24 protein-coding genes and 1 pseudogene are annotated in these 22120 nt (G+C 63.3%); 12 read left to right on the top strand and 13 right to left on the bottom strand.

Translation table 11 applies throughout. The features are described 5' to 3' along the window. Nucleotides 1-9 precede the first annotated feature (9 nt). The gene (locus M5G11_RS08810) at nucleotides 10-414 is read right to left on the bottom strand and encodes a YbaN family protein (protein ID WP_273909029.1); all 405 of its coding nucleotides are present in this window, start codon (nucleotides 412-414) and stop codon (nucleotides 10-12) included. Continuing rightward, nucleotides 386-979 carry a YecA family protein gene (locus M5G11_RS08805; RefSeq protein WP_273908915.1) on the bottom strand — a complete coding sequence of 198 codons (594 nt, stop codon included), beginning with the start codon at nucleotides 977-979 and terminating at the stop codon, nucleotides 386-388. Before M5G11_RS08805 ends, M5G11_RS08810 begins: the two co-directional genes overlap by 29 nt. 246 nt (nucleotides 980-1225) lie before the next feature. On the opposite strand from M5G11_RS08805, the gene recQ reads away from it, so the two are divergent. Both recQ and M5G11_RS08795 read left to right on the top strand, forming a co-directional pair. Continuing rightward, a complete protein-coding gene (recQ, locus tag M5G11_RS08800; protein ID WP_273908916.1) occupies nucleotides 1226-3358 on the top strand; it encodes a DNA helicase RecQ in 2133 nt (710 codons plus the stop codon). Nucleotides 3359-3475: 117 nt separating this feature from the next. Continuing rightward, nucleotides 3476-3910: a MarR family transcriptional regulator gene (locus M5G11_RS08795; RefSeq protein WP_273908917.1), complete on the top strand. Its 435-nt coding sequence runs from the start codon at nucleotides 3476-3478 to the stop codon at nucleotides 3908-3910. A 6-nt stretch (nucleotides 3911-3916) separates the two neighbouring features. Here the strand turns inward: M5G11_RS08795 and M5G11_RS08790 are convergent, their stop codons facing one another. Beyond that, a complete protein-coding gene (locus M5G11_RS08790; protein WP_273908918.1) occupies nucleotides 3917-6106 on the bottom strand; it encodes a patatin-like phospholipase family protein in 2190 nt (729 codons plus the stop codon). Between the two features lie 70 nt (nucleotides 6107-6176). On the opposite strand from M5G11_RS08790, the gene M5G11_RS08785 reads away from it, so the two are divergent. Further along, on the top strand, nucleotides 6177-6461 hold the full coding sequence (locus M5G11_RS08785) for an Rdx family protein (RefSeq protein ID WP_273908919.1): 285 nt from the start codon (nucleotides 6177-6179) through the stop codon (nucleotides 6459-6461). 1 nt (nucleotide 6462) lies between these two features. Here the strand turns inward: M5G11_RS08785 and M5G11_RS08780 are convergent, their stop codons facing one another. Both M5G11_RS08780 and M5G11_RS08775 read right to left on the bottom strand, forming a co-directional pair. Then, the gene (locus tag M5G11_RS08780) at nucleotides 6463-7350 is read right to left on the bottom strand and encodes a DMT family transporter (protein ID WP_273908920.1); all 888 of its coding nucleotides are present in this window, start codon (nucleotides 7348-7350) and stop codon (nucleotides 6463-6465) included. Nucleotides 7351-7515: 165 nt separating this feature from the next. After that, complete coding sequence (locus M5G11_RS08775; protein WP_273908921.1) at nucleotides 7516-8280, bottom strand: helix-turn-helix transcriptional regulator; 765 nt, start codon at nucleotides 8278-8280, stop codon at nucleotides 7516-7518. A gap of 183 nt (nucleotides 8281-8463) precedes the next feature. Between M5G11_RS08775 and M5G11_RS08770 the strand changes: the two genes are divergently transcribed. Continuing rightward, nucleotides 8464-9285 (top strand): UDP-2,3-diacylglucosamine diphosphatase, encoded by an 822-nt coding sequence (locus tag M5G11_RS08770; RefSeq protein ID WP_273908922.1) that lies wholly within the window; start codon nucleotides 8464-8466, stop codon nucleotides 9283-9285. Here the strand turns inward: M5G11_RS08770 and M5G11_RS08765 are convergent. Continuing rightward, entirely contained in the window at nucleotides 9282-9593 is a 312-nt protein-coding gene (locus tag M5G11_RS08765) for an Mpo1-like protein (RefSeq protein WP_273908923.1), read from the bottom strand. The genes M5G11_RS08770 and M5G11_RS08765 overlap by 4 nt on opposite strands. 171 nt (nucleotides 9594-9764) lie before the next feature. Between M5G11_RS08765 and M5G11_RS08760 the strand changes: the two genes are divergently transcribed. Next, on the top strand, nucleotides 9765-10847 hold the full coding sequence (locus M5G11_RS08760; protein ID WP_273908924.1) for an AraC family transcriptional regulator: 1083 nt from the start codon (nucleotides 9765-9767) through the stop codon (nucleotides 10845-10847). Here the strand turns inward: M5G11_RS08760 and M5G11_RS08755 are convergent. Then, nucleotides 10804-12258, bottom strand: a complete 1455-nt coding sequence (locus M5G11_RS08755; protein ID WP_273908925.1) for a TrkH family potassium uptake protein — start codon at nucleotides 12256-12258, stop codon at nucleotides 10804-10806. The two genes, M5G11_RS08760 and M5G11_RS08755, sit on opposite strands and share 44 nt — an antisense overlap. Nucleotides 12259-12358: 100 nt before the next feature. Here M5G11_RS08755 and M5G11_RS08750 point away from each other — a divergent pair, with 100 nt between their 5' ends. Then, on the top strand, nucleotides 12359-12913 hold the full coding sequence (locus tag M5G11_RS08750) for a nitroreductase family protein (RefSeq protein WP_273908926.1): 555 nt from the start codon (nucleotides 12359-12361) through the stop codon (nucleotides 12911-12913). A 100-nt stretch (nucleotides 12914-13013) separates the two neighbouring features. Here M5G11_RS08750 and M5G11_RS08745 read toward each other — a convergent pair whose 3' ends face one another. The 6 genes from M5G11_RS08745 to M5G11_RS08720 all read right to left on the bottom strand — a co-directional run bounded on the left by M5G11_RS08745 (nucleotide 13014) and on the right by M5G11_RS08720 (nucleotide 17119). Then, a complete protein-coding gene (locus M5G11_RS08745) occupies nucleotides 13014-14354 on the bottom strand; it encodes a sensor histidine kinase (RefSeq protein WP_273908927.1) in 1341 nt (446 codons plus the stop codon). Between the two features lie 58 nt (nucleotides 14355-14412). Then, nucleotides 14413-14832, bottom strand: a complete 420-nt coding sequence (locus M5G11_RS08740; protein ID WP_273908928.1) for a Spy/CpxP family protein refolding chaperone — start codon at nucleotides 14830-14832, stop codon at nucleotides 14413-14415. 177 nt (nucleotides 14833-15009) lie between these two features. Then, nucleotides 15010-15687, bottom strand: coding sequence for a response regulator transcription factor (locus tag M5G11_RS08735; protein WP_273908929.1), 678 nt, complete (start codon nucleotides 15685-15687; stop codon nucleotides 15010-15012). Between the two features lie 7 nt (nucleotides 15688-15694). Further along, entirely contained in the window at nucleotides 15695-16099 is a 405-nt protein-coding gene (locus M5G11_RS08730; RefSeq protein ID WP_273908930.1) for an SH3 domain-containing protein, read from the bottom strand. Between the two features lie 122 nt (nucleotides 16100-16221). Beyond that, nucleotides 16222-16521 (bottom strand): YciI family protein, encoded by a 300-nt coding sequence (locus tag M5G11_RS08725; protein WP_273908931.1) that lies wholly within the window; start codon nucleotides 16519-16521, stop codon nucleotides 16222-16224. Nucleotide 16522: 1 nt separating this feature from the next. Beyond that, on the bottom strand, nucleotides 16523-17119 hold the full coding sequence (locus tag M5G11_RS08720) for a septation protein A (protein WP_273908932.1): 597 nt from the start codon (nucleotides 17117-17119) through the stop codon (nucleotides 16523-16525). A 66-nt stretch (nucleotides 17120-17185) separates the two neighbouring features. Here M5G11_RS08720 and M5G11_RS08715 point away from each other — a divergent pair, with 66 nt between their 5' ends. The 6 genes and pseudogenes from M5G11_RS08715 (at nucleotide 17186) to M5G11_RS08690 (ending at nucleotide 22118) form a co-directional block, all read left to right on the top strand. Next, the gene (locus tag M5G11_RS08715) at nucleotides 17186-18049 is read left to right on the top strand and encodes a PHP domain-containing protein (protein WP_273908933.1); all 864 of its coding nucleotides are present in this window, start codon (nucleotides 17186-17188) and stop codon (nucleotides 18047-18049) included. A gap of 13 nt (nucleotides 18050-18062) precedes the next feature. Continuing rightward, nucleotides 18063-18692: an L-threonylcarbamoyladenylate synthase gene (locus M5G11_RS08710; RefSeq protein ID WP_273908934.1), complete on the top strand. Its 630-nt coding sequence runs from the start codon at nucleotides 18063-18065 to the stop codon at nucleotides 18690-18692. 128 nt (nucleotides 18693-18820) lie between these two features. After that, the gene (locus M5G11_RS08705) at nucleotides 18821-19519 is read left to right on the top strand and encodes a segregation and condensation protein A (RefSeq protein ID WP_273909030.1); all 699 of its coding nucleotides are present in this window, start codon (nucleotides 18821-18823) and stop codon (nucleotides 19517-19519) included. 16 nt (nucleotides 19520-19535) lie between these two features. After that, nucleotides 19536-20279, top strand: a pseudogene (gene scpB, locus M5G11_RS08700) (SMC-Scp complex subunit ScpB); the annotation flags it as partial. A 124-nt stretch (nucleotides 20280-20403) separates the two neighbouring features. Further along, a complete protein-coding gene (gene rluB, locus M5G11_RS08695) occupies nucleotides 20404-21459 on the top strand; it encodes a 23S rRNA pseudouridine(2605) synthase RluB (protein ID WP_273908936.1) in 1056 nt (351 codons plus the stop codon). A gap of 290 nt (nucleotides 21460-21749) precedes the next feature. Further along, nucleotides 21750-22118: a hypothetical protein gene (locus M5G11_RS08690; RefSeq protein ID WP_273908937.1), complete on the top strand. Its 369-nt coding sequence runs from the start codon at nucleotides 21750-21752 to the stop codon at nucleotides 22116-22118. Nucleotides 22119-22120: the final 2 nt, after the last annotated feature.

The raw sequence follows: 22120 nt of genomic DNA, 5'->3' as shown, positions 1-22120 counted from the left end.
CCAGCACAGTCAGGACGGCTTGCGCAGCGTCTTCTGGCGCAGGATATAAACCGTCACCAGCACCGCACTGGTCAGCATGAACCCCCGCGCCCATGGCAATGGCACCAGGTAGCAGGAAAACCCGATACTCAGCCACATCAAGCCGATGGCGTAGACCTTGCCCTTGAGCGGGATCCCTTCGCCACTGAGGTAGTCGCGGATCCACGGGCCAAGTTGGGGATGGTTCACCAACCAGTGGTGAAAGCGTGGCGAGCTGCGTGCGAAACACGCCGCTGCCAGCAACAGGAAAGGGGTGGTCGGCAGCACCGGCAGGAAGATGCCGATCACCCCCAGCGCGACGCTGAGCCAGCCGATGGCCAGCAGCAGGTAGCGCACCAACGCGAACTCAGTGGTGGCGTGGCTTGAGCAGTGCAGGTGCTGGTTTTTCGTCCGGCGCGTGCTGCAGCAGGTACAGGGCGGTCAGCGCTTCCGGGATCTGCACGATCATGTCGTCCATCAGGTTGGCATCGCTGGCGATGTCGGCGAACTCAGGCTGCTCGTCGAACAGGCCCGAACCGACCATGATCGGCAGGAGCATCTCGCTGACTTCCTCTTCGGCCGTCTCGAACCAGGCCTCTTCACGCATGAACACGCCTTCCATGAAGCCGATGCACCAGCCGCGCAGTTCGGAGTCGTCCGGCTCGTCGCCCAGGTCCAGGTCGCACGGCAGCTCGAATTCCTCGTCGCTGGCCAACTGACGGGCGATGTGCGCCTTGAGCTGGATCAGCGTGGCTTCGATCTCTTCGCGCTGGGCGTCATCCTTGTAATGAGGCTCTTCGGCGAACAGGGCGTCGATCCATTCGCGCTCGGGAACCACCTCGGTACCAATCGACAGTGCGGTCAGGTAGCCGTGGGCGGCAACGTAGTCCAGCGCTTCCTCGTGCAGCTCATCGGCGTCGAGGAAGGCTTGCAGGCGGTTCAATTGCTCAGCGAAGGACATTACGGGGCTACCTTGGGAATAAACGATGTTGGAATTCTAGCATCTTGCAGCCCCTGCGAGGCAAAGGATGACGCCTATCGCAGAGCGCCCTTTGGCGTGCGCCCCTCGGGTATACTGCTCGGCTTTTGCACTTGGCTGTGCCATACCGGCGGGCCAGGTAAAAGCCGCTTACGCATTTTCACGTGTGGTGGTGAAGCTTTTCATCCAGCCTGTGGCCAGGATGGTTCTGCGATTTATGGAGTTTTTATGCTCGAACAGGCTCAGCGCGTCCTCAAGGACATCTTCGGCTACGACAGCTTCCGGGGTCGCCAGGGGGCGATCATCGAACGCGTGGCCAAGGGCGGCGATGCGCTGGTCCTGATGCCCACCGGCGGCGGCAAGTCGCTGTGTTTCCAGGTCCCGGCGCTGCTGCGCGAGGGCTTGGCGGTGGTCGTCTCGCCGTTGATCGCCTTGATGGAAGACCAGGTCGCGACCCTCGACGAACTGGGCGTGGCCGCCGCGTCGCTGAACTCGACCCTGAGCGCCGAGCAGCAACGGGAACTGGCCGGGCGCATCCGCCGTGGCGAGCTGAAGCTGCTCTACCTGGCGCCAGAACGCCTGGTGCAGCCGCGCATGCTGGACTTTCTGCGCGAGCTGGACATCTCCCTGTTCGCCATCGACGAAGCGCACTGTGTATCGCAATGGGGCCACGACTTCCGTCCGGAATACCTGCAACTGGGCCAACTGGCTGAACTGTTCCCGAATGTGCCGCGCATCGCCCTGACCGCCACGGCGGACATGCGTACCCGCGAAGAGATCGTCACGCGCCTGCACCTGCAGAACGCCGAACGCTTTCTTTCCAGCTTCGACCGCCCGAACATCTTTTACCGCATCGTGCCCAAGGAACAGCCGCGCAAGCAGTTGCTGGCCTTCCTCACCGAGCGTCGCGGCAACGCCGGCATCGTCTATTGCCTGTCGCGCAAGAAGGTCGACGATGTCGCGGCCTTCCTCTGTGAACAAGGCTACCCGGCGCTGCCGTACCACGCCGGGCTGCCGGCCGAGACCCGTGCTTCCAACCAGCGCCGCTTCCTCAACGAGGAAGGCCTGATCATGGTCGCGACCATCGCCTTCGGCATGGGCATCGACAAGCCCAACGTGCGTTTCGTCGCCCACCTCGACCTGCCCAAGTCGCTTGAAGCCTACTACCAGGAAACCGGCCGGGCCGGCCGTGATGGCCTGCCGTCGGATGCCTGGATGGCTTACGGCCTGCAAGACATGGTGATGCTCAAGCAGATGCTGCAGAACTCCGAAGGCGACGAGCGCCACAAGCGCATCGAGCAGCACAAGCTCGATGCCATGCTGTCGCTGTGCGAAGAAACCCGCTGCCGCCGGCAGATCCTGCTCAACTATTTCGACGAAGAGCTGCCCCAGCCCTGCGGGCATTGCGACAACTGCGTCGATGGCGTGCAGACCTGGGACGCTACCGAACCTGCGCGACAGGCGCTGTCGGCGGTGTACCGCACCGGCCAGCGCTATGGTGTCGGCCATCTGGTCGACGTCCTGCTGGGCAAGGACAACGAGAAAATTCGCAATTTCGGCCACGAGAAGCTGGCCGTGTACGGCGTCGGCAAAAGCCGCGCGGAAGCGGAGTGGCGCTCGCTGTTCCGCCAACTGGTCGCCCGTGGCCTGGCTGATATCGACCTGGAAGGCTATGGCGGCCTGCGCCTGTCCGACACCTGCCGGCCGTTGCTGCGCGGTGAAGTCACGCTGGAGCTGCGCCGCGACCTCAAGCCACAAACCAGCAGCAAGGGCAGCAGCTCTGGCAGCCCTGCCAGCCAACTGGTGCGTGGCGAAGAGCGCGAACAGTGGGAAGCCCTGCGCGCCCTACGCCGCAAGCTGGCCGAAGAACACGGTGTACCGCCTTACGTCATCTTCCCGGACTCGACCCTGCTGGAGATGCTACGCAGCCAGCCAAGCAGCCTCAGCGACATGGCGCGGGTCAGCGGCGTCGGTGCGCGCAAGCTGGAGCGCTACGGCCAGGCATTCCTCGAAGTGCTCGGCGGCGAGGCGAAAGCCGAAGCGCTGGTGACCGACCTGCGTCACGAGCTGATCACCCTGGCTCGCGCCGGGATGACTCCGGTGCAGATCGCCGGGCAGCTCAACTGCAGCGAAAAGAACGTCTACAGCCTGCTGGCCGAGGCCATCGGTCGCCAGCAACTGGCCCTGGACCAGGCGCTGGACCTGCCAGAGGAGCTGATGGGCGAAATCCAGGACGCCTTCCTCGACGGCGAAGGCGAGCTGCCACCGGTTTCGGCCATTGCCGAACAGTTCGGCGGGCGGGTGCCGGAAGGTGTGCTGTACTGCGTACGCGCGGCCCTGGCAGCCGAATTCGAGATGTAAAACGCAGCGCTGCCATCATTTATAACAATTACGCGACTCCCGCCTGGGGCATGAGCCTTGCCTAAGGCGTGGGGTCATGATTAGCTGACTAACAATTAGATCCTTGATGAGTTACCTATGCCGTTGACCGATCAACACCGCTTCGGGATGCAGTTGGCCCAGATGTCCCGTGGCTGGCGCGCCGAGCTGGACCGCCGTCTGGCCGGGCTGAACCTGTCCCAGGCACGCTGGCTGGTGCTGCTGCACCTGGCCCGCTTCGATGAAGCACCGACCCAGCGCGAACTGGCGCAGAGTGTTGGCGTCGAAGGGCCGACCCTGGCGCGTTTGCTCGACAGCCTGGAATCCCAGGGCCTGGTGCGCCGCCAGGCGGTGCTGGAAGACCGCCGGGCCAAGAAAATCCTGCTGTGCCCCCCGGCCAAGCCGTTGATCGACCAGATCGAAACCATCGCCAATGCCTTGCGTGCCGAGCTGTTCGTCGGGGTCGACGAGGAAGACATGCGCACCTGCATGCGCGTACATGCGCGAATCCTCGCCAACCTGGAAAAGTCCTGATTCCCTTCAGAAGGTGTGCCCAAGGTTCAGGTACACCGCTTTCTGGTCTTCGGTATTCACCCCATAGCTGAAATTCAGCGGCCCCAGCGGTGTATCGAAGCCCAGGAAAATACTCGCCGCGTTGATATAGCCACTGTCGAATTCATTGTCGTTGTTCCAGGCGCGGCCGCGCTCCAGCGAGCCGCCCAGGTACAGCGGGAAGTCCAGCGGCAGGTAGGCGCGCGGGGTCAGCCGGCGGTAGTAGACCATGCGCAGCAGGCTGATGTTCTGCCCGGAAATCGAGTTCTGGCGGAAGCCCGACAACTCCCGCGCACCGCCCATTACAAAGCTTGAGGTGACCACCTCGGCATCATCCAGCGTACGCCCGTAGCGGCCGCCGAAGACCCAGGTGTCCGGCCCGCTGCTCAGCGCCTTGTCCAGTTTGAATTCCCATTGGCGGTAGCGCTCGTCCGAACCGATGTCCGGCTCGAACTGGCGCAGGCTCAGGTTGATGTCTTCGCCGCTGTGCGGGAAGTACACGTTGTCCATGGTGTCGAAGGAATATTTCAGCTCGTAGAAGCCTTCGTTGAAGCTCAGGTCCGGCAGGTCCTGTTCGCCAATGCGCACCTGCGCCTTGCCCCAGGCCTGGCCGACGCCAAGGCGCACTTCGCCGCTGGTGCCGATCTGGCGGCCGACGTTGAGGCCGAAGCCGTAGCGTTCCAGGCGGTATTCGGCAACCGGGTCGTTGTCCAGGGTGGCCTCGACGTTCTGCGAGCCGAGTGCCAGGAATGGCGCGACAAAGTAGCGCGAACCGACGTCCAGCGGTTGGTAGAACTCGCTGTACAGTTCCTGCTCATCACCAATCTGTGCGCGGGTCAGCCATTCGGCGCCCAGGCGGTTGATGCCGTTGACCCGGTAGCTGGCGCCGAGGTTGAAGGCGCTGTCGCCGCGCATGTCGTCCGAGAGGTTCAGCCCCAGGCGCAGGTAGTCGGTACCGCCGCTTCGGCCGCGGGCGTTGATCACCAGGATGTTGTCCTCGCCCTTGTGCACCACGCGGTATTGCACCCGGTCGAAGTAATCCAGGCCATACAGGGTGCCCATGTCGGTCTGCAGGCGGTCCAGTTCGAGCGGCTCGCCGATGGGCTGGCGGATGTAGTAGCGGATCACGTCATCGCTGACCTTGGAGTCGTTCTCCACCTTGATGGCGGTAATCACCGGGGTGCGCTGCCCGGGGGAGCGGGCCACATCAAGGTCGCTGCTGGTACTGTCGGGCTGACGCAGCGAGGCCATGCGCGCGGCCAGTACTTCAGTGGCGCGGTAGCCTGCCTCGATCATCTCGGTGGCGCGACCAAAGTCGGTGACGCCAAAGCTCGCCAACGGCGGCTCGATCAGGATGTCGTCGCGGCGCAGGGTGGCCAGCTGTTCTTCTGAGTTGCGTCGGGTCATCAGGGTGATCGACTGGTTGAGCACATCGACCACCGATACCAGTTGCTTGCGATTGCGCAGCGGCGTGCCGATATCGACCACGATGGCCACATCGACGCCCATCTCGCGCACGATATCCACGGGGATGTTGTCGACCATGCCGCCATCCACCAGCAGTCGCCCATCCAGCTCGACCGGGGCGAACACGGCCGGGATCGACATGCTGGCGCGGATCACCTGGGGCAGGTGGCCGCGCTTGAACACCACCTTTTCACCACTGGCGATGTCGGTGGCGACGGCGCGGAAGGGGATCGGCAGCTTGTCGAAGTCGCGGGTGTCACTGGTGTGGGCGAGCAGGCTTTCCAGCAGCAGCGCCAGGTTCTGCCCCTGGATCACGCCCAGCGGCAGGCCGAGGCTGCCGTCATCGCGAAAGCTCAGCTGCTGCTTGACCAGGAAATCCCGGTCATCCTGCTTGCGCCGGAACGGCACGTCCTTGCGTGGTGGCGCGTCGGACAAGGCCTGTTGCCAATCGATGGCCAGGGCGAGCTTCTCCAACTCCTCGACCTTGTAGCCGGAGGCATACAGGCCGCCGATCACCGCACCCATGCTGGTGCCGGCGATGGCGTCGATCTTGATGCCCTGTTCCTCCAGCGCCTTGAGCACGCCAATATGCGCCAGGCCACGGGCCGCGCCACCGGACAGCACAAGGCCGACCTTGGGCCGGGCGGCTTCGGCGGCGAGGAGGGAAAACGATGTGAAGGACAGCAGCAGGCACAACAGCAGGCGATGCATCGTGGCACTCGGAGCAAAGGCTAAAGACCGCTAGTATAAGCGCGCCTACCTTTCTGGAGACTGTAAGCGAATGAGTTCGCCGAAACCGCACATCGTCATTACCTACTGCACCCAGTGCCAATGGCTGCTGCGCGCGGCCTGGCTGGCCCAGGAGCTGCTCAGCACGTTCAGCGACGACCTTGCCCAGGTCGCGCTGGAACCGGCCAGCGGCGGTACCTTCCGCATTACCTGCGATGGCGTGCAGATCTGGGAGCGCAAGGCGGACGGCGGCTTCCCCGAGGCCAAGGTGCTCAAGCAGCGGGTGCGTGACCAGATCGACCCGCAGCGTGACTTGGGCCACAACGACCGCCCCTGATTCAGCAGCCCTCGGCCGTGGCCGCCTTGCGCGGTGGCTGGCTGGCGCCCATGCGGCTGGAGATGACGATGGCGAAGATGATCAGCATGCCGCCCAGCAGCATGCGCAGGGTGGGTTGCTCGGCGAAGATCATCCAGGCCACGGCGATGCCGTAGACCGGCTCCAGGGCGAATACCACGGCGGCCGTACGCGCCTTGATCACCGCCAGGCTGGCGACGAACAGGCTGTGCGCCACACCGGTGCAGAACACCCCGAGCAGGCCGATCCACAGCCAGTCCATGGCGCGAACCTCGCCCAGCGCGGGGCCTGCGAACGGCAGCAGGCACAGCGCAACCACGGCGTTTTGCCAAAGTGCGGCCTGCACGGCGGGGATGCGTCCGGAGCCGGCGCGGTTGGTCAGTGACAGCAGCGAGAACAGCAGCCCGGACAGCAGCGCCCAGAGCAGGCCGCCGGTGGCCTGGCTGGCCAGGTCGAAGTCCGGGGTGACCAGCACCAGGCCGATGCTCACCAGCAGCACCAGGACGATTTCGTTGCTGCGGATACGCTCGCGGAACAGCAGCCCTTCGAGGATCACGGTGAAGGCCGGGAAGCTGGCAAAACCCAGGGTAGCGATGGCTACCCCGGCGACTTTGACCGCGATGAAAAAGCTCACCCAGTGCCCGGCCAGCAGCACCCCGCCCAAGGCGAGGCGGCGCCAGTCCTGGGCCTGCAGGCGCTGCCAGCTATGGCGTGCAAGGCCGGTGAAGACGGCCAGGGCGAGTACCGCAAAGGCCGCGCGGCCGAACACGATGATGGCGGGGGAGGCCTGGGCAAGCTTGCCAAAAACGCCGGTCAGGCCGAAGAACAGCGCGCCGATATGCAGGGCGCCGAGGGCGGTGCGGTGGTTCATGGGGGTCCTTGTGGTGCCAGTGGGGCCTCATCGCCGGCAAGGCCGGCTCCCACAGTGGGCGGTGGTCACCCACCTGTGGGAGCCGGCCTTGCCGGCGATCGGTCGCGAAGCGGCCGCAACCAGTGTAAGAGGCCATGCCCAGGCCTGTCTGTCGCGCAACTGGCATCAGTTGTCGCCAGCCTCGCGCCGCAGTGCACCGGGGCTGCGACCAAACGCCTTGAGCATGGCGGCGGCAAACGCGCTCTGCGAGCTGTAGCCGACCCGGCTGGCCACCTCGCCGATCGGCAGATGAGTGCTTTGCAGCAACTGCCTGCCACGTTGCAGGCGCCGCTCACGAATATAGTCCATGGGTGTTTGCGCGCATTCGGCGATGAACCGGCTGTGCAGCCGCGCACTGGATAACCCGGCCAGCCGCGCAAGGTCGGCGACCTGCAGCGGGTAGGCGGCGAACTGCTCGATATGCGCATCGAAGGCGGCATAGGGCAGGCGCTTGGGCTCCAGCACTGCCGCGTTGGCAGTATTGAGGCTGGCCAGCAGCAATACCGCGCCTTGCTGGGCGATCAGCGGGTCGGCCACTTCGCTGCTCGCCAGCCAGTCGATCAGTTGCTGCTGACGCGGGCCCAATTGCAGCGGGCCGGGGCGTTCAAGCAAACGCTGGCAGTCAGAGGCATGGCCGCCGAGGTGCTCTGCAACCCAGGGGCCGGACGGTACATCCAGCACCAGGCAATGGCTGCCGGCGGCGCTGCCACAGGTGTGGTGGGCACCTGCAGGGACAATCATCAGGCCTTGACGGTCGACCCGCTGGCCACGGCCATCGAGCTCGAAATCCAGGCGCCCGCGCAGGCCGAACACCAGTTGCGGGTGGTCGTGGCTGTGGGCGATCAGGTCATCGCGGTAATGGCGCAGGGAGAGTATCGAGCCGGCACTCATGCTGGGGTCCTCACGGGGCAGGCGGCAAGTGTACATCGCGCCGGTCACCGTAGGTGCCGGCCTTGCCGGCGAAGAGGGCCGCACGCGCACCGCCCATCCCGATGTCACAAACCCGCCATGCGCTTGTCACTTTCAGTTCACCCCTCGCAGGCAAGCTCGCACAAAGCCTCCTGGAGCCTGCCCATGACCCATGCCGAGCTTGTCAAACCCTCGCGCAAGCAGCGTGTGCGCACGCTGTGGATTTCCGACGTCCACCTGGGCACCCGCGATTGCCAGGCCGAGCACCTGTCGCAGTTCCTCAAGGGCTACCAGGCAGACCGTATCTACCTGGTCGGCGACATCATCGACGGCTGGAAGCTGCGTGGCGGCATGTACTGGCCGCAAGCCCACACCAATGTCATCCGCCGCCTGCTGACCATGAGCAAGCGCGGCACCGAGGTGATCTACGTCACCGGCAACCACGATGAATTCCTGCGCCGCTATTCGAAACTGGTGCTCGGCAATATCCAGCTGGTCGACCAGGCCGAGCACCTGACCGCCGATGGCCGGCGACTGCTGGTGATCCACGGCGACCAGTTCGACGTGATCACCCGTTACCACCGCTGGCTGGCCTTCCTCGGCGACTCGGCCTACGAGTTCACCCTGACCCTCAACCGCTGGCTCAACCACTGGCGGGCCCGCTATGGTTACGGCTACTGGTCGCTGTCGGCGTACCTCAAGCACAAGGTCAAGTCGGCGGTGAACTTCATCAGCGACTTCGAGCAGGCCATCGCCCACGAATGCGTCAAGCAGGGTTTCCATGGCGTGGTCTGCGGGCATATCCATCACGCCGAAATCCGCAAGGTCGGCGAGATCGACTACCTGAACTGTGGCGATTGGGTGGAGTCCTGCACCGCGTTGATCGAGCACTGGGACGGGCATATCGAACTGTTCCGCCTGGCCGATGCGCAGGCACGTGCCGCGCAGAGCCAGGCTGAAACAGAAAAGATGAGCGAAACGGCCTAGAACGCCACCTTGCCGCGCAGCATGTCGCGGTACATGGCGAAATCGCCGATCAGGCTATAGAGCGGGTGCTTGAAGGTAGCCGGGCGATTCTTCTCGAAAAAGAAGTGCCCCGCCCAGGCAAACCCGTAGCCGGCGAACGGCAGTGCCAGCAGCAACCCCCAGCTGGCGCTGGCAACGGTATAGGCGACCAGGGCGATGACCAGGCTGGTGCCGACGAAGTGCAAGCGACGACAGGTCGGGTCGCTGTGCTCACCCAGATAGTAAGGATAGAACTCGGCAAAACTGTTGAATTGCTGGGGGCTGTTCACTGCATTGCTCCCTTTTTTATTGGGGTTTTGGGATGAAGGCGACAAACACGTACGGCGTGGAGCCTGAACTCAGTCTAGAGTTGGGTATCAGTATCAGCCAGTGACAATAAGCGCCACTTTAGTATCCTTTGCGTTCACCGCAGGAGCGGTACTACCCAAAAGAAGCCAGCCATGAGCGAAAGAACCACTTCAGCAAGCTGGGCTTCGGGCATCGTCAAGGCACTTGAACTGGAAGGGCTCGACTGCCGTGCCCTGTTCCAGCAGCTCGGACTGGATTTCGCCGCGCTGGATGACCCCGATGCACGCTTTACCCAGGACTCGATGACCCGCCTCTGGCTACGTGCCGAGGAACTCTCGGGCAACCGCGCTATCGGCCTGAACATGGCCCGTGTGGTGCGCCCGGCGTCGTTTCATGTGGTGGGCTATGCCTTGATGTCCAGCCGCACCCTGGCTGAAGGGTTCGAGCGCCTGGTGCGTTATCAACGGATCATCGCCGAAAGCTCGGACCTGAGTTTTCGCCTGAGCGCCGAGGGCTATTCGCTGATTCTTACCGTCAATGGTGATCACCTGCCGCCAACCCGGCACAGTGCCGAGGCCTCGCTGGCCTGTGCGCTGGCCTTGTGCAGTTGGTTGAGCGGGCGGGTCATCCAGCCACGCCGGGTGCTGATCCAGGGGCCGCAGCCGGCTGACACCGAGCCGTACCGGGTAGCCTTCCATGCCCCGCTGGAGTTTGGCGCCGTACACGACGCGCTGGTGCTGGAGCGCGCGGACATGGACGCGCCGCTGCCGACGGCCAACGAGGCCATGGCGCTGTTGCATGATCGATTTGCCGGGGAATATCTCGCGCGTTTCTCCGAAAGCCGGGTCACCCATCGGGCGCGGCAGGTGCTGTGCCGGGTGCTGCCCCAGGGCGAACCGAAGCGCGAAACCATCGCCCAGGCCCTGCACCTGTCGCAGCGCACCTTGCAGCGGCGCTTGCAGGAGGAGGGCACGAGCTTCCAGACCCTGCTCGACGACACCCGCCGCGAACTGGCCGAGCAGTACCTGGCGCAACCGAACATGACGCTGCTGGAAACCGCCTACCTGCTGGGGTTTGCCGACCCGAGCAACTTCTTCCGGGCTTTTCGGCGCTGGTTCGATGTCACCCCGGGCGAGTACCGGGCGCGCATGAGCGCGCCAGCACGCGACGCCGTCGCGGCGGCGCCGGGCTTCAGTGGCGCCAGAACGCCGGCATACATAGAACCAGCACGGTAATGATCTCCAGGCGGCCCAGCAGCATGCCGCCGGAGAGGATCCACTTCGCCGCATCCGGCAGGCTGGCAAAGTTGCCGGCCGGGCCGATGGTCTCGCCGAGGCCTGGGCCCACGCCGGAAACGGTACTGGCGGCGCCGGTCAGTGCGGTCATCCAGTCGACGCCGATCAGCGACAGCAGCAGGGCGATCACGCAGATGGTGATGGCGAAGAAGAACGAGAAGGTCAGGATCGAACGCACGATTTCTTCGTCAAGGCGATGACCGTTGTACTTCTGCTTGATCACCGCGCGCGGGTGGATCAACTGGTTCAAGTTGGCCTTGAGCAGGATGTAGGCCACCTGGAAGCGGAAGATCTTGATCCCGCCTGCCGTGGAGCCCGAGCAGCCGCCAATGAAGCCCAGGTAGAAGAACAGCATCAGCGAGAAGTTGCCCCACAGGCTGTAGTCGCCCAGGGCGAAGCCGGTGGTGGTGACCACCGAGGTGACGTTCAGCGCGACGTGGCGCAGGGCGTCCAGCCAGTGCAGGTCGGTGGTGGCCCAGTACCAGGTGCCCAGGACCAGCCAGGTCACCACCAGCAAACCGAGCAGGCCCTGGACCTGCTGATCCTTGAACAGTGCCCGGCGATGGCCGCGGACCGTTGCCACATACAAGGCAAATGGCAGGCTACCGAGGATCATCACCACCACCGCCACCCAGTGCACGGCGGGCTGGTGCCACTTGGCCAGGGACTGGTCGGAGGTGGAGAAACCACCGGTGGAAATCGCCGACATGGCGTGGTTGATCGCATCGAATACGCTCATCCCTGCCCACCAGAAGGCCAGCCAGCCCAATGCAGTTATGCCGACGTACACGCCGACAATGGACTTGGCGACCATGTGCGAGCGCGGCATGACCTTTTCCGAACGGTCGGAAGATTCGGTCTGGAACAGGCGCATGCCACCGATGCGCAGCAGCGGCAGGATCGCCACCGCCATGCCGATGAAGCCGATACCGCCGAGCCAGTGCAGCAGTGAACGCCAGATCAAAATACCCGGGGACATGCTGTCCAGGCCGCTGAGCACCGTGGCGCCTGTGGCGGTAATGCCGGACATGCTTTCAAAAAAGGCGTCGGTGTAGCTGATGTGCTGGGTGAGCAGGAACGGCAGAGCGGCAAAGATGCACACCACCAGCCAACTGCTGACAGTCAGCAGGTACATGTCGCGCGGGCGCAGGTGCACGTGTTCGGGGCGGCCGGGGATGACCAGGGCGAGGCCAGCGATGAAGGTGATCAGGCTGGCCCAGAGGAACGACGGCATGTCGCCCGTACGGTCGTAGATGATCAGGGTGATCATCGGCACGAGCATGCTGATCGCCAGGGTAATCAGGAAGATGCCGATAATGAAACCGATGATCCTTAAGGTCGGCAACGCCATGTGATCTGCTCTGACTTGAATCGGAAGGGCGCCATTCTACCTATGGGTCCTGCTATGTAAACGCTAGAATAGCCGCACATTTATCGACAGGGGGTAGCCGATGGAGGCTCTCGACGCGTTGCTCAACCGTGTTTCCGTTCCACGCCTGGTAGAACCGGCACCGAATGCCGCACAGCGCGAAGCGCTGTTTCAGGCCGCATCGCGCGCGCCGGACCATGGCCTGCTGCGGCCTTGGCGCTTCCTGACCATCGAGGGTGCGGCCCGTGACAAGCTCGGAGAGTTGTTGGCCGAGGCGGTGCGAGCCAAGGGTGATGCTACCCCGGCTGCGTTGGAGAAAGCGCAGGCCATGCCGTTGCGCGCACCCTTGCTGATCGTGGTGATCGCCCGCCTGCAGGACCACTTCAAGGTACCCAAGTGGGAGCAGAAGATTGCCGCCGGCTGCGCCGCGCACGGCATTCTGCTCGCTGCGTACGCGCAGGGTATTGGTGCGGTGTGGCGCACCGGTGAGTTGTCGTATGCCCCGTCGGTGGCCAAGGGGCTGGGGCTGGTGGCCGGGGAGGAGGTGATTGGCTTCCTTTACGTGGGTACGCCGTTGAACGATCCGCGCGAGGCGCCGGTGCTGGCGACCGAGGGGTTTGTCAGCGCTTGGGGTTGAACCCGGCTGGCCTCATCGCCGGCAAGGCCGGCTCCCACAAGTTGTGTGGCAAGCCGGACATTGTGGGAGCCGGCCTTGCCGGCGATAGGGCCTAAGAATACTAAGGGGCAATCGTCCCGGTCAGTGGCAACTCCAGGCTCGCCACAAACCCGCCTTGCGCATGATTCTCCAGCGTCAGGCTGCCGCCATGGCGCTCCGCTGCCTTGCGTGCAATTGCCAGCCCCAGGCCATGCCCTGGCGCACTTTGCCCCGGGGCCCGGAAGAACGGCTCACCCAGCTGCGCCAGGTGTTCCGGCGCCACTCCCGGCCCATGGTCGCGCACCTTGAGCATGATCCGCCCTTCCTCCAGGGCCGCCGTTACCTCTATTGGCTGCCCCGCCGGATTGAAGCGCACGGCGTTGCGCACCAGATTGTCCACGGCCCGCTCCAACAGCGTCGGCCAGCCCTGCAAATTCAGCCCTGGCTCGTCCTGTAGACGAATTTCCTGCTCAGGCGCACTGAGCGTGGCGTCCTTGCAAACGCCGCTGAGCAGCGCATTGAGGTCCACCGGTTCAGCATGTGCGTGCTCGGCATCGACCCGTGCTAGCTCGAGAATCTCGCTGATCAATGCCTCAAGGCGGTCGCACTCACGGGTCAGGCGCGGCCAGTAGGTCTCGCGTTGCTCCGGTTCGGCCCGCTCGGCCAGGGCCAGGGCAATGCGCAGCCGCGCCAATGGCGAACGCAATTCATGGGACACATCGCGCAGCAGTTGGCGCTGGCTGCCAATCAGGCTCTGCAGGCGCGCGCCCATACGGTTGAAGTCGTTGGCCAGCACCCCGAACTCATCACGCCGATTCGCCAGCCTGGCCAGGCTGTTCTGTTGGTAACTGGTCTGCCCCAGGTCATGCACCGCGCCGCGCAGGCGACTCAGCGGGCGGGTGATCGACAGCGTCACCAGCAGGCTGAACAGGGTCAGCACCACCAGCGCAATGCCCAGCGCACTCAAGGGCCAGAGCAGGCTTTCACGGTGCCAGGCGGCCAGTTCCGGGTGCGGGATGCGGTAGATCAGCAGGTAGGTTTCGCTGGTCTCGGGGCTGGTGTACTCCTCGGTCAGGCGCCGCCATGGCAACTGCCGGTCATCGTTGTGCCGACGTGCTTCAAAAGCCGCCGCGCGACGCGGGAAGGTGCCCGGCACCACGGCATCGCCGCTTTCGTTGAGCACCTGGACGTCGATGTTGTAGCGCCGCTTGCGGATTTCCAGGTAATGCTGGGCCGCGTCGGGGCCTTGCTGTTCGTAGCGTTGCGTCCAGTTCTTGGCCAGGGTGTTGAGGCCGGGGTGACGGCTGAGGATCCAGGCATCCTGGTTAAGCATGTGCCCGAGCAGGATCGACAGGCCGGCGACCAGGGCGATGGCCAGCCAGAAGCTGGCCAGGATGCGCCAGAACAATGAACGCAAGGGCATTTACCTCCAAACAGGAAAGCCCGGCCTGCTGGGGCAGGCCGGGCGGGAGACGGACAGCTTACTGGGCCTTGGTGGCTTTTTCAGCTTTCCAGGCTTTGAACTCGGCCCATTCGGCACGGCGCTCTTCGCGTTTCTTGGCCATTTCGTCGAACTGCTTCTGCTGGTCTGGCTTGAGCAGGGCGCGGATATCGGCCTGGGCCTTATCATGCTTGGCCTTGATTTCGTCTTTCATGGCTTTCTGGTCAGCTGCCGGCAGCTTGGCCATGTAGCGTTCGGTGATTTCCTGGCGGGCCTTCATCTGCTCGCCCATTAGCTTGCCGATTTGCTGGCGTTGTTCACGGCTCAGGTCCAACTGGGCGAAAGGCGCGTCGCCGCGATGGTGCATGCCGCCAAATTGTGGGCCGCCGCCTTCAGGCATGGCCATGGCAACAGTTGGCAGGGCAGCAGCGAACATCAGGGCGATAAGGGTCTTGCGCATGGTGTCTCTCCTTTCAGGGGCCGGTCGTTACCGGATGAGCCCAGTTTAGGGAGATCAAGGTCAAGGGCAGTCAGGCAAGGGTAAAGCTTGGGTAAAGACGACTGTCGAGGAAACTGACAGAGGCTCTGCTGCCAGGGATGAATCCTGTGCGAGCCTCTCCAGAGGGGAGGGGGTTGCTCAGAGGCTGTAGTAGTAGCCCCGGCTGCGCAGGGCGACGATGCGTGGGCGGCCATCAGGGTGCGGGCCGATCTTCTTGCGCAGGTTGCTGACGTGCATGTCCAGGCTGCGGTCATACAGGGTCAGCTTGCGGCCCAGGGCGATCTGCGCCAGCTCCTGCTTGTCCAGCGGTTCACCGGGCTGGCGCAGCAGTGCCTCGAGGATCTTGCTTTCGGACAAGGTCAGGGTCAGTTCGCGCTCGTCGATCTCGACCACGCCGCGCGCCAGGCTGAAACTCAAGTCGCCCACTTCCACCTGGGTCGGCGCCGCCACCGGGTGGCTACGGCGCAACACCGCACGCAAACGCGCCGTCAGTTCACGCGGGTCACAAGGTTTGGCCAGGTAGTCATCGGCGCCCAGCTCAAGCCCGAGAATGCGGTCCAGCGGCTCGCCACGGGCCGAGAGCATCACCACCGGCAGTTCGGCGTGCTCGCTGCGCAACTGTTTGAGCAACTCCAGGCCGCTGCCGTCAGGCAGCATCACGTCCAGCACCACGGCTGCCGGGGCGCTTTCGGCCAAGGCGCGGCGCGCGCTCTGGCCGTCATGGCAGGCACGCACCTGAAAACCTTCCTGGCTTAGCCAACTGCTCAGCAGCTCGCACAGCTCCTGGTCATCATCAATCAGTAACAGCTCGCTCATGTCTCACTCAATTTAGCCATTGGCGCCGCCTTCTGAAGGTGCCACCGGCTAAGATACCGCAGACTGCGGCCAACAGGGCAACTGCCCCGCCAATCAGGAACCATTGCTGCTGATCGGTCAGCAGGCGCGGCAGGCCGCTGGCCTGGGCTTCCTTGAGCTGCAGCTTGAGGCGCTGGTTTTCCTGGCGCAGGCGCGTCAGCTGGGCACTTTCGCGCTCGCTATCGGCATTGTGCAGTTGCTGGCTAAGCGTTTCGCGCTGCTGTTCGCTTTCTTTCAGACGCTGCTGCAAGTCGGTGATCTGGGCGCCGGCGCTCAGCGACAGCGGCGTACTCGCCGCAGGGTCTTCGGCCCGGGCCAGCGGGGTCATCAGCAACAGGCACAGCAGTAGCATGGACAACGGACCTTGACGCATCGGAACTCCTGATTCCAAACGAGTGTTCAGGATGTTGTCGGCAGCGAAACGGGAATGATGAGCAATGCGGGGGATTTAAAGCGGCGAAGGGCGCAACGGCAAGTGCCGCCGCGCCCCTGCAATTACGGCAGGACTTGCTTGAACGGCTTGACGATGACGTTGGCGTACACGCCAGCGGCAATGTACGGATCGGCGTCAGCCCAGGCCTGGGCAGCGCTCAGCGAGTCGAACTCGGCGACGATCAGGCTACCGCTGAAGCCGGCTGCGCCCGGATCGTTGCTGTCGATGGCCGGGTGCGGGCCGGCCAGCACCACGCGGCCTTCGGCCTTGAGCTGTTGCAGGCGCTCCAGATGCGCCGGGCGTGCAGCCAGGCGAGCTTCCAGGGAATTGGCAACGTCGGTAGCGATGATTGCGTAGAGCATGTCAGTCCTCGGTTTTTGGCGTAGTAGGGTCGTTGTCATGCATGTGGCGCGACAGGTAGACGCCCTGGGCGACCAGGAACAGCACGGTCATGCCCAGGCTGCCGAACACCTTGAAGTCGACCCAGAAGTCCTGGAAGGTGAATGCAACGAACAGGTTGGCCGCGCCACAGAACAGGAAGAAGCCGACCCAGGCGATGTTCAGGCGGGTCCACACGGCGTCCGGCAGGCTCAAGGCATGGCCCATGATGCGCTTGATCAGCACGCGGTCGCCAATGAAGTGGCTGCCGATGAAGGCCAGGGCGAACAGCCAGTTGACCACCGGCGCCTTCCACTTGAGGAAGGTTTCGCTGTGGAAGGCCAGGGTCAGGCCGCCAAACACCAGGCAGGCCACCAGGGTCAGCCATTGGCCTTTTTCCAGGCGGCGCTGACGAATGAGCAGCGCGCCGTAGACCACCAGCGAACTGACGATCAGCATCGCCGTAGCGCTGTAGATACCGCCAAAGCTGAAGGACTGGCCGGCAAATTCGACGTTGCGCGGGTCGAGTTTGTAGGTGATGAAGAACAGGAGCAGCGGGATGAAATCGATGAATTGTTTCACAGTGGCAGCCAGAAGCAGGATGTGGCGGCATAATAACAAACATCAATGAGAGCGAAAGCGTCACCTATGAATGTTGATCTGCACTGCCACAGTACCGCCTCCGATGGCGCCCTGGCGCCTACGGCGCTGGTTGCACGCGCCCATGAGCGGGGCGTGCAGATGCTCTCCCTGACCGACCACGACACCCTTGATGGCCAACTCGAGGCGCATGCCGCCACGCAGGCCCTGGGTATGCGCTGGGTCAGCGGGATCGAGTTGTCGTGCACCTGGGCGGGGGCGACGATCCATATTCTTGGCTACGACTTCGCGCTGGATGCCCCACCGTTGGTCGCCGCAGTGAAGGCGCTGCACGACGGCCGCTGGTTGCGCGCCGAAGAAATCAGCCGACGACTGGCGGCCAAGGGCATGCCAGGCACCCTGGAAGGTGCACGGGCCATCCAGAAAACCCTCGGCGACAGCGAAAACGCCCCGGCGCGCCCGCATTTTGCCGACTTTCTGATCCAGGCCGGCTACGTCAAGGATCGCCCTGAAGCCTTCCGCAAGTGGCTGGGCGCCGGCAAGCTGGGTGATGTGAAGCTGCATTGGCCAACCCTGGACGACACCGTCGAGACCCTGCGCCAGTCCGATGCCTGGGTCAGCCTGGCACACCCGATGCACTATGATTTAACCCGTAGCAAGCGCCGCCGGCTGATAGCCGACTATATTCAAGCGGGCGGGCAGGCGCTTGAAGTGGTCAACGGAATGATGCCGGCCGAGCAGGTGGGCACGATGTCCATCCTGACCCGCGAATTCGGCCTGCTGGCCAGTGCCGGCAGCGACTTCCATGGCCCGGGCACCTGGTCTGAGATCGGTGTGTACCGACCTCTGCCGGAGGATCTGCCGCCCCTGTGGCGTCGGTTCAAACATGAGCAGCCAATCGCGGCCGTCTGAACAGGAAGGGAATGTGAGTCAATTTTTCCAGATTCATGCGGAAAACCCGCAGGCGCGCCTGATCAAACAGGCCGTGGAGATCATTCGCAAGGGCGGGGTGGTGGTGTATCCGACCGATTCGGCCTACGCCATGGGTTGCCAGATCGGCGACAAGGGCGCGGTCGAACGGGTGCGTCGCCTGCGTCAGCTGGATAAGAACCACAACTTCACCCTGTTGTGCTGCGACCTTTCGCAAATGGGCCTGTTCGCCAAGATCGACACGGCCACCTTCCGCCTGCTCAAGGCCCATGTGCCGGGCCCTTACACCTTCATTCTCAACGCTACCCGCGAAGTGCCCCGGCTGTTGCTGCACGACAAGCGCCGCACCATCGGCCTGCGCGTACCGTCCAATCCAATTGTTCTGGCCCTGCTCGAAGAGCTTGGCGAGCCGCTGATGAGCGTCAGCCTGATCATGCCGGGTGAAACCGAGCCGATGACTGACCCCTATGAGATCCGCAGCCTGCTGGAAAAGCAGGTCGACCTGATCATCGATGGCGGCTACGGCGACCTCAAGGCGTCCACGGTGATCAACCTGTCGGGCGACGAGCCTGAGGTGATCCGCGTCGGTTGTGGCGACCCTGCACCATTCATGGTTGAAGCGTGAGCCAGGCCATTACCGTCGAAGCGGTTGTTGATCCCCAGGCCGATGCCCAGCAGGAACTGCCGCTGGTGCTGGTCTATGGCCAGGCCTACACCGAAATGCCGGTCGACCTGTACATCCCGCCGGATGCACTGGAAGTCTTCCTGGAGGCGTTCGAAGGCCCGCTTGACCTGCTGCTGTACCTGATTCGCAAGCAGAACGTCGACATCCTCGACATTCCCGTGGCGGAAATCACCCGCCAGTACATGGGCTATGTCGAGCTGATGAAGGAAGTACGCCTGGAGTTGGCCGCCGAGTACCTGGTGATGGCCGCGATGCTCGCCGAGATCAAGTCGCGCATGCTGCTACCGCGTTCGGCCGAGATCGAGCAGGAAGAAGACGACCCGCGTGCCGAGCTGATTCGCCGCTTGCAGGAATACGAACGCTTCAAGGCCGCCGCCGAAGGCATCGATGGCCTCAGCCGGGTTGGCCGCGAGATCATCGTGCCGCGCCTGGATGCACCGCAGGCCAAGGCGCGCAAACTGTTGCCGGAGGTCAGCCTGGAAGAAGTGCTGTTGTCCATGGCTGAAGTGATGCGCCGCGGTGACCTGTTCGAAAGCCACCAGATCAGCCGCGAGACACTGTCCACCCGCGAGCGCATGAGCGACGTGCTGGAGCGCCTCAAGGGCGGTGGTTTTGTACCGTTCGTCGAGCTGTTCACCGCCGAGGAGGGCAAGCTCGGCGTGGTGGTGACCTTCATGGCGATTCTTGAGCTGGTCAAGGAATCGCTGGTCGAATTGGTGCAAAATGAGCCGTTTGCGCCGATCCATGTCCGGGCCCGCGCCGAGTAACCCTTTGAGCACATCGATGAACCTGAACGAGCCGCGCGACCTCGCGCCCCTGCTGGAGGCCTTTTTGCTGGCCTCGGGTAAACCGCAATCGCTGGAACGGCTGTTCGAGCTGTTCGAGGAGGCCGAGCGCCCCGAGCCTGCGGTGTTCAAGAAGGCCCTTGAGGTGCTGCGCAAGTCCTGCGCGGGCCGGGCTTTCGAGTTGAAGGAAGTGGCCTCCGGCTATCGCCTGCAGATCCGCGAAGACTACGCCCCATGGGTCGGCCGCCTGTGGGAAGAGCGCCCACAGCGCTATTCCCGGGCCTTGCTCGAAACCCTGGCGTTGATTGCCTATCGCCAGCCGATCACCCGTGGCGAGATCGAGGATGTACGTGGCGTGGCGGTCAACACCAACATCGTCAAGACCTTGCTGGAGCGCGAGTGGATTCGCATCGTGGGTTACCGCGAAGTGCCGGGCAAGCCGGCGATGTTCGCCACCACCAAGGCGTTCCTCGACCATTTCAACCTGAAGAATCTCGACGACCTGCCGCCGTTGGCCGTATTGCGTGAAATGGAGCCCGAGCCGCTGCTTGAGCTGGATGACGCGCCGGTGCCGGCGCATCTGCAGGCCCTGGCCGACGAAAGTGCCGAGGACCCAGAGCCGCCCGCCGAGGAAACCAGCTTCCGCAGCTTGCTGGTGGAGCTGGACTCGATGGAGGAGGGGCTCAAGACCGATTTCGATGACCTGTTGCGCGAGCCCGAGCCGACCATCGAAGACGACGAGCCGCGTAATATCGACTAGTCTGTGATGCGTTGTGCGCGCATTCGGCGTATGATTCGCGACCTTTTTGGTGCTAGTTCGCCAGAAAACCCGATTTCAATCACTACTTACACCGGGAGGTGCCCAGATGAGTGAGCACGAACTGCAAGACAGCCCGCCGCGTCCGGCTGGCGAAAAACTTCAAAAAGTACTGGCACGCATTGGCGTGGGTTCGCGTCGCGACGTTGAAGCCTGGATCGGCGAAGGCCGTATCAAGGTCAACGGCAAGGCGGCCACCCTTGGCCTGCGTGTCGACCTGCACGACTCGATCTCCGTTGACGGTCGCGTGATCAAGCGCGAAGAAGCCGCCGAGACCGTTCGCCGGGTCATCCTGTACAACAAGCCAGACGGTGAGATCTGCACCCGTGACGACCCGGAAGGCCGTCCGACCGTGTTCGACCGCCTGCCGCGCCCGAAAGAAGGCCGCTGGATCAACGTTGGCCGTCTGGACATCAACACCACTGGTTTGCTGATGTTCACCACCGATGGTGAGCTGGCCAACCGCCTGATGCACCCGTCGTCCGAAATGGACCGTGAGTACGCGGTGCGTGTGCGTGGCGAAGTCGACGAAGACATGATCGCCCGCCTGAAGGCTGGCGTGGTGCTCGAAGATGGTCCGGCGCGCTTCACCGACATCCAGGAAGCACCGGGTGGTGAAGGTTTCAACCACTGGTACCACTGCGTGGTGATGGAAGGGCGCAACCGTGAAGTACGCCGCCTGTGGGAATCCCAGGGGCTGGTGGTCAGCCGTCTGAAGCGCGTGCGTTTCGGCCCGGTGTTCCTCAACTCCGACCTGCCGATGGGTCGCTGGCGTGAAATGGATCAGCGCGAGGTTGATATCCTGGCCGCTGAAGTGGGTCTGACCCCGGTGAAGATGCCGGTGATGAAGGCCAAGACCAAGGACAAGCTCGAGCGCATGCAGCGCAAGTCGAGTGCCCCGTTGGGTCGTGGCGAGCGCGTGCGCAACCTGCGTCCGGCCAAGGATGCAACCAGCGAGCGTCCAGCGCGTCAGCCGCGTGAAGAGTCGCCGGCTCGCAAGGGCCGCAGCACCGTTGCCGAACGCCCGAGCGACATGAAGAAACCGCTTCGCTCGGCGCCCAAGCGCCCGGGCAGCAGCCGCAGCAAGCCGCCTCAGCCGCGGTAAGCGATAGAAGAAAGCCAACCTTCGGGTTGGCTTTTTTTTGCCTCGATTTTTTGTATGACGGGTAAATCAATAACTATGTACAGCTGAGCCACTTACCTGGCTATTTAATCTGCGACCTACAGTCCAAGGAGAAACTGTATGTCACAGGGAAGTAGCGGTACTATTTATTTGCCTCCGACAGAGGTCAATGCCTACAAAAAACAAACCTATATGCGCCTTTCAACAGGCCATGGCTATGACGCGTCCCCTCTTAACCTTCGTTCGTGTATAGAGGGCTATACGAAATCAATGTGGCAGTCTCTGCGTTAGCGGGTGAGATTGATGTTTCGCTTGCTTCAATTATCAGTAGGGAGCTGTACGTCGTTCGGCAGTTGGCGGGTCAAGGGAAACTTGCACTTCCTCGGCTTCTAACTGAGTTCAATCAATTTTTCTCTGGTGATCCACTGGTCAAGAGCCGGCAAGACTTTATCGATACGATTTCGATGAGGGATCTGGATGTCATGCCTATTCAGGATATTCGTGACATCTACCCCGTTTGGGCGAATTCCTATGCGGCGGCCTATTCCGCAATGCTTGTGTCGGAAGCGTTGAGGCAACTGGACCAGCGCACCATCTCTCTCCACCCAGTTTGCGATAGTTCAGGCACAGCAAGAGGCTGAGG

This window comes from Pseudomonas fontis, assembly GCF_028656955.1.
Lineage (GTDB): Bacteria > Pseudomonadota > Gammaproteobacteria > Pseudomonadales > Pseudomonadaceae > Aquipseudomonas > Aquipseudomonas fontis.
This window is presented reverse-complemented; position numbering and strand designations above follow the sequence as displayed.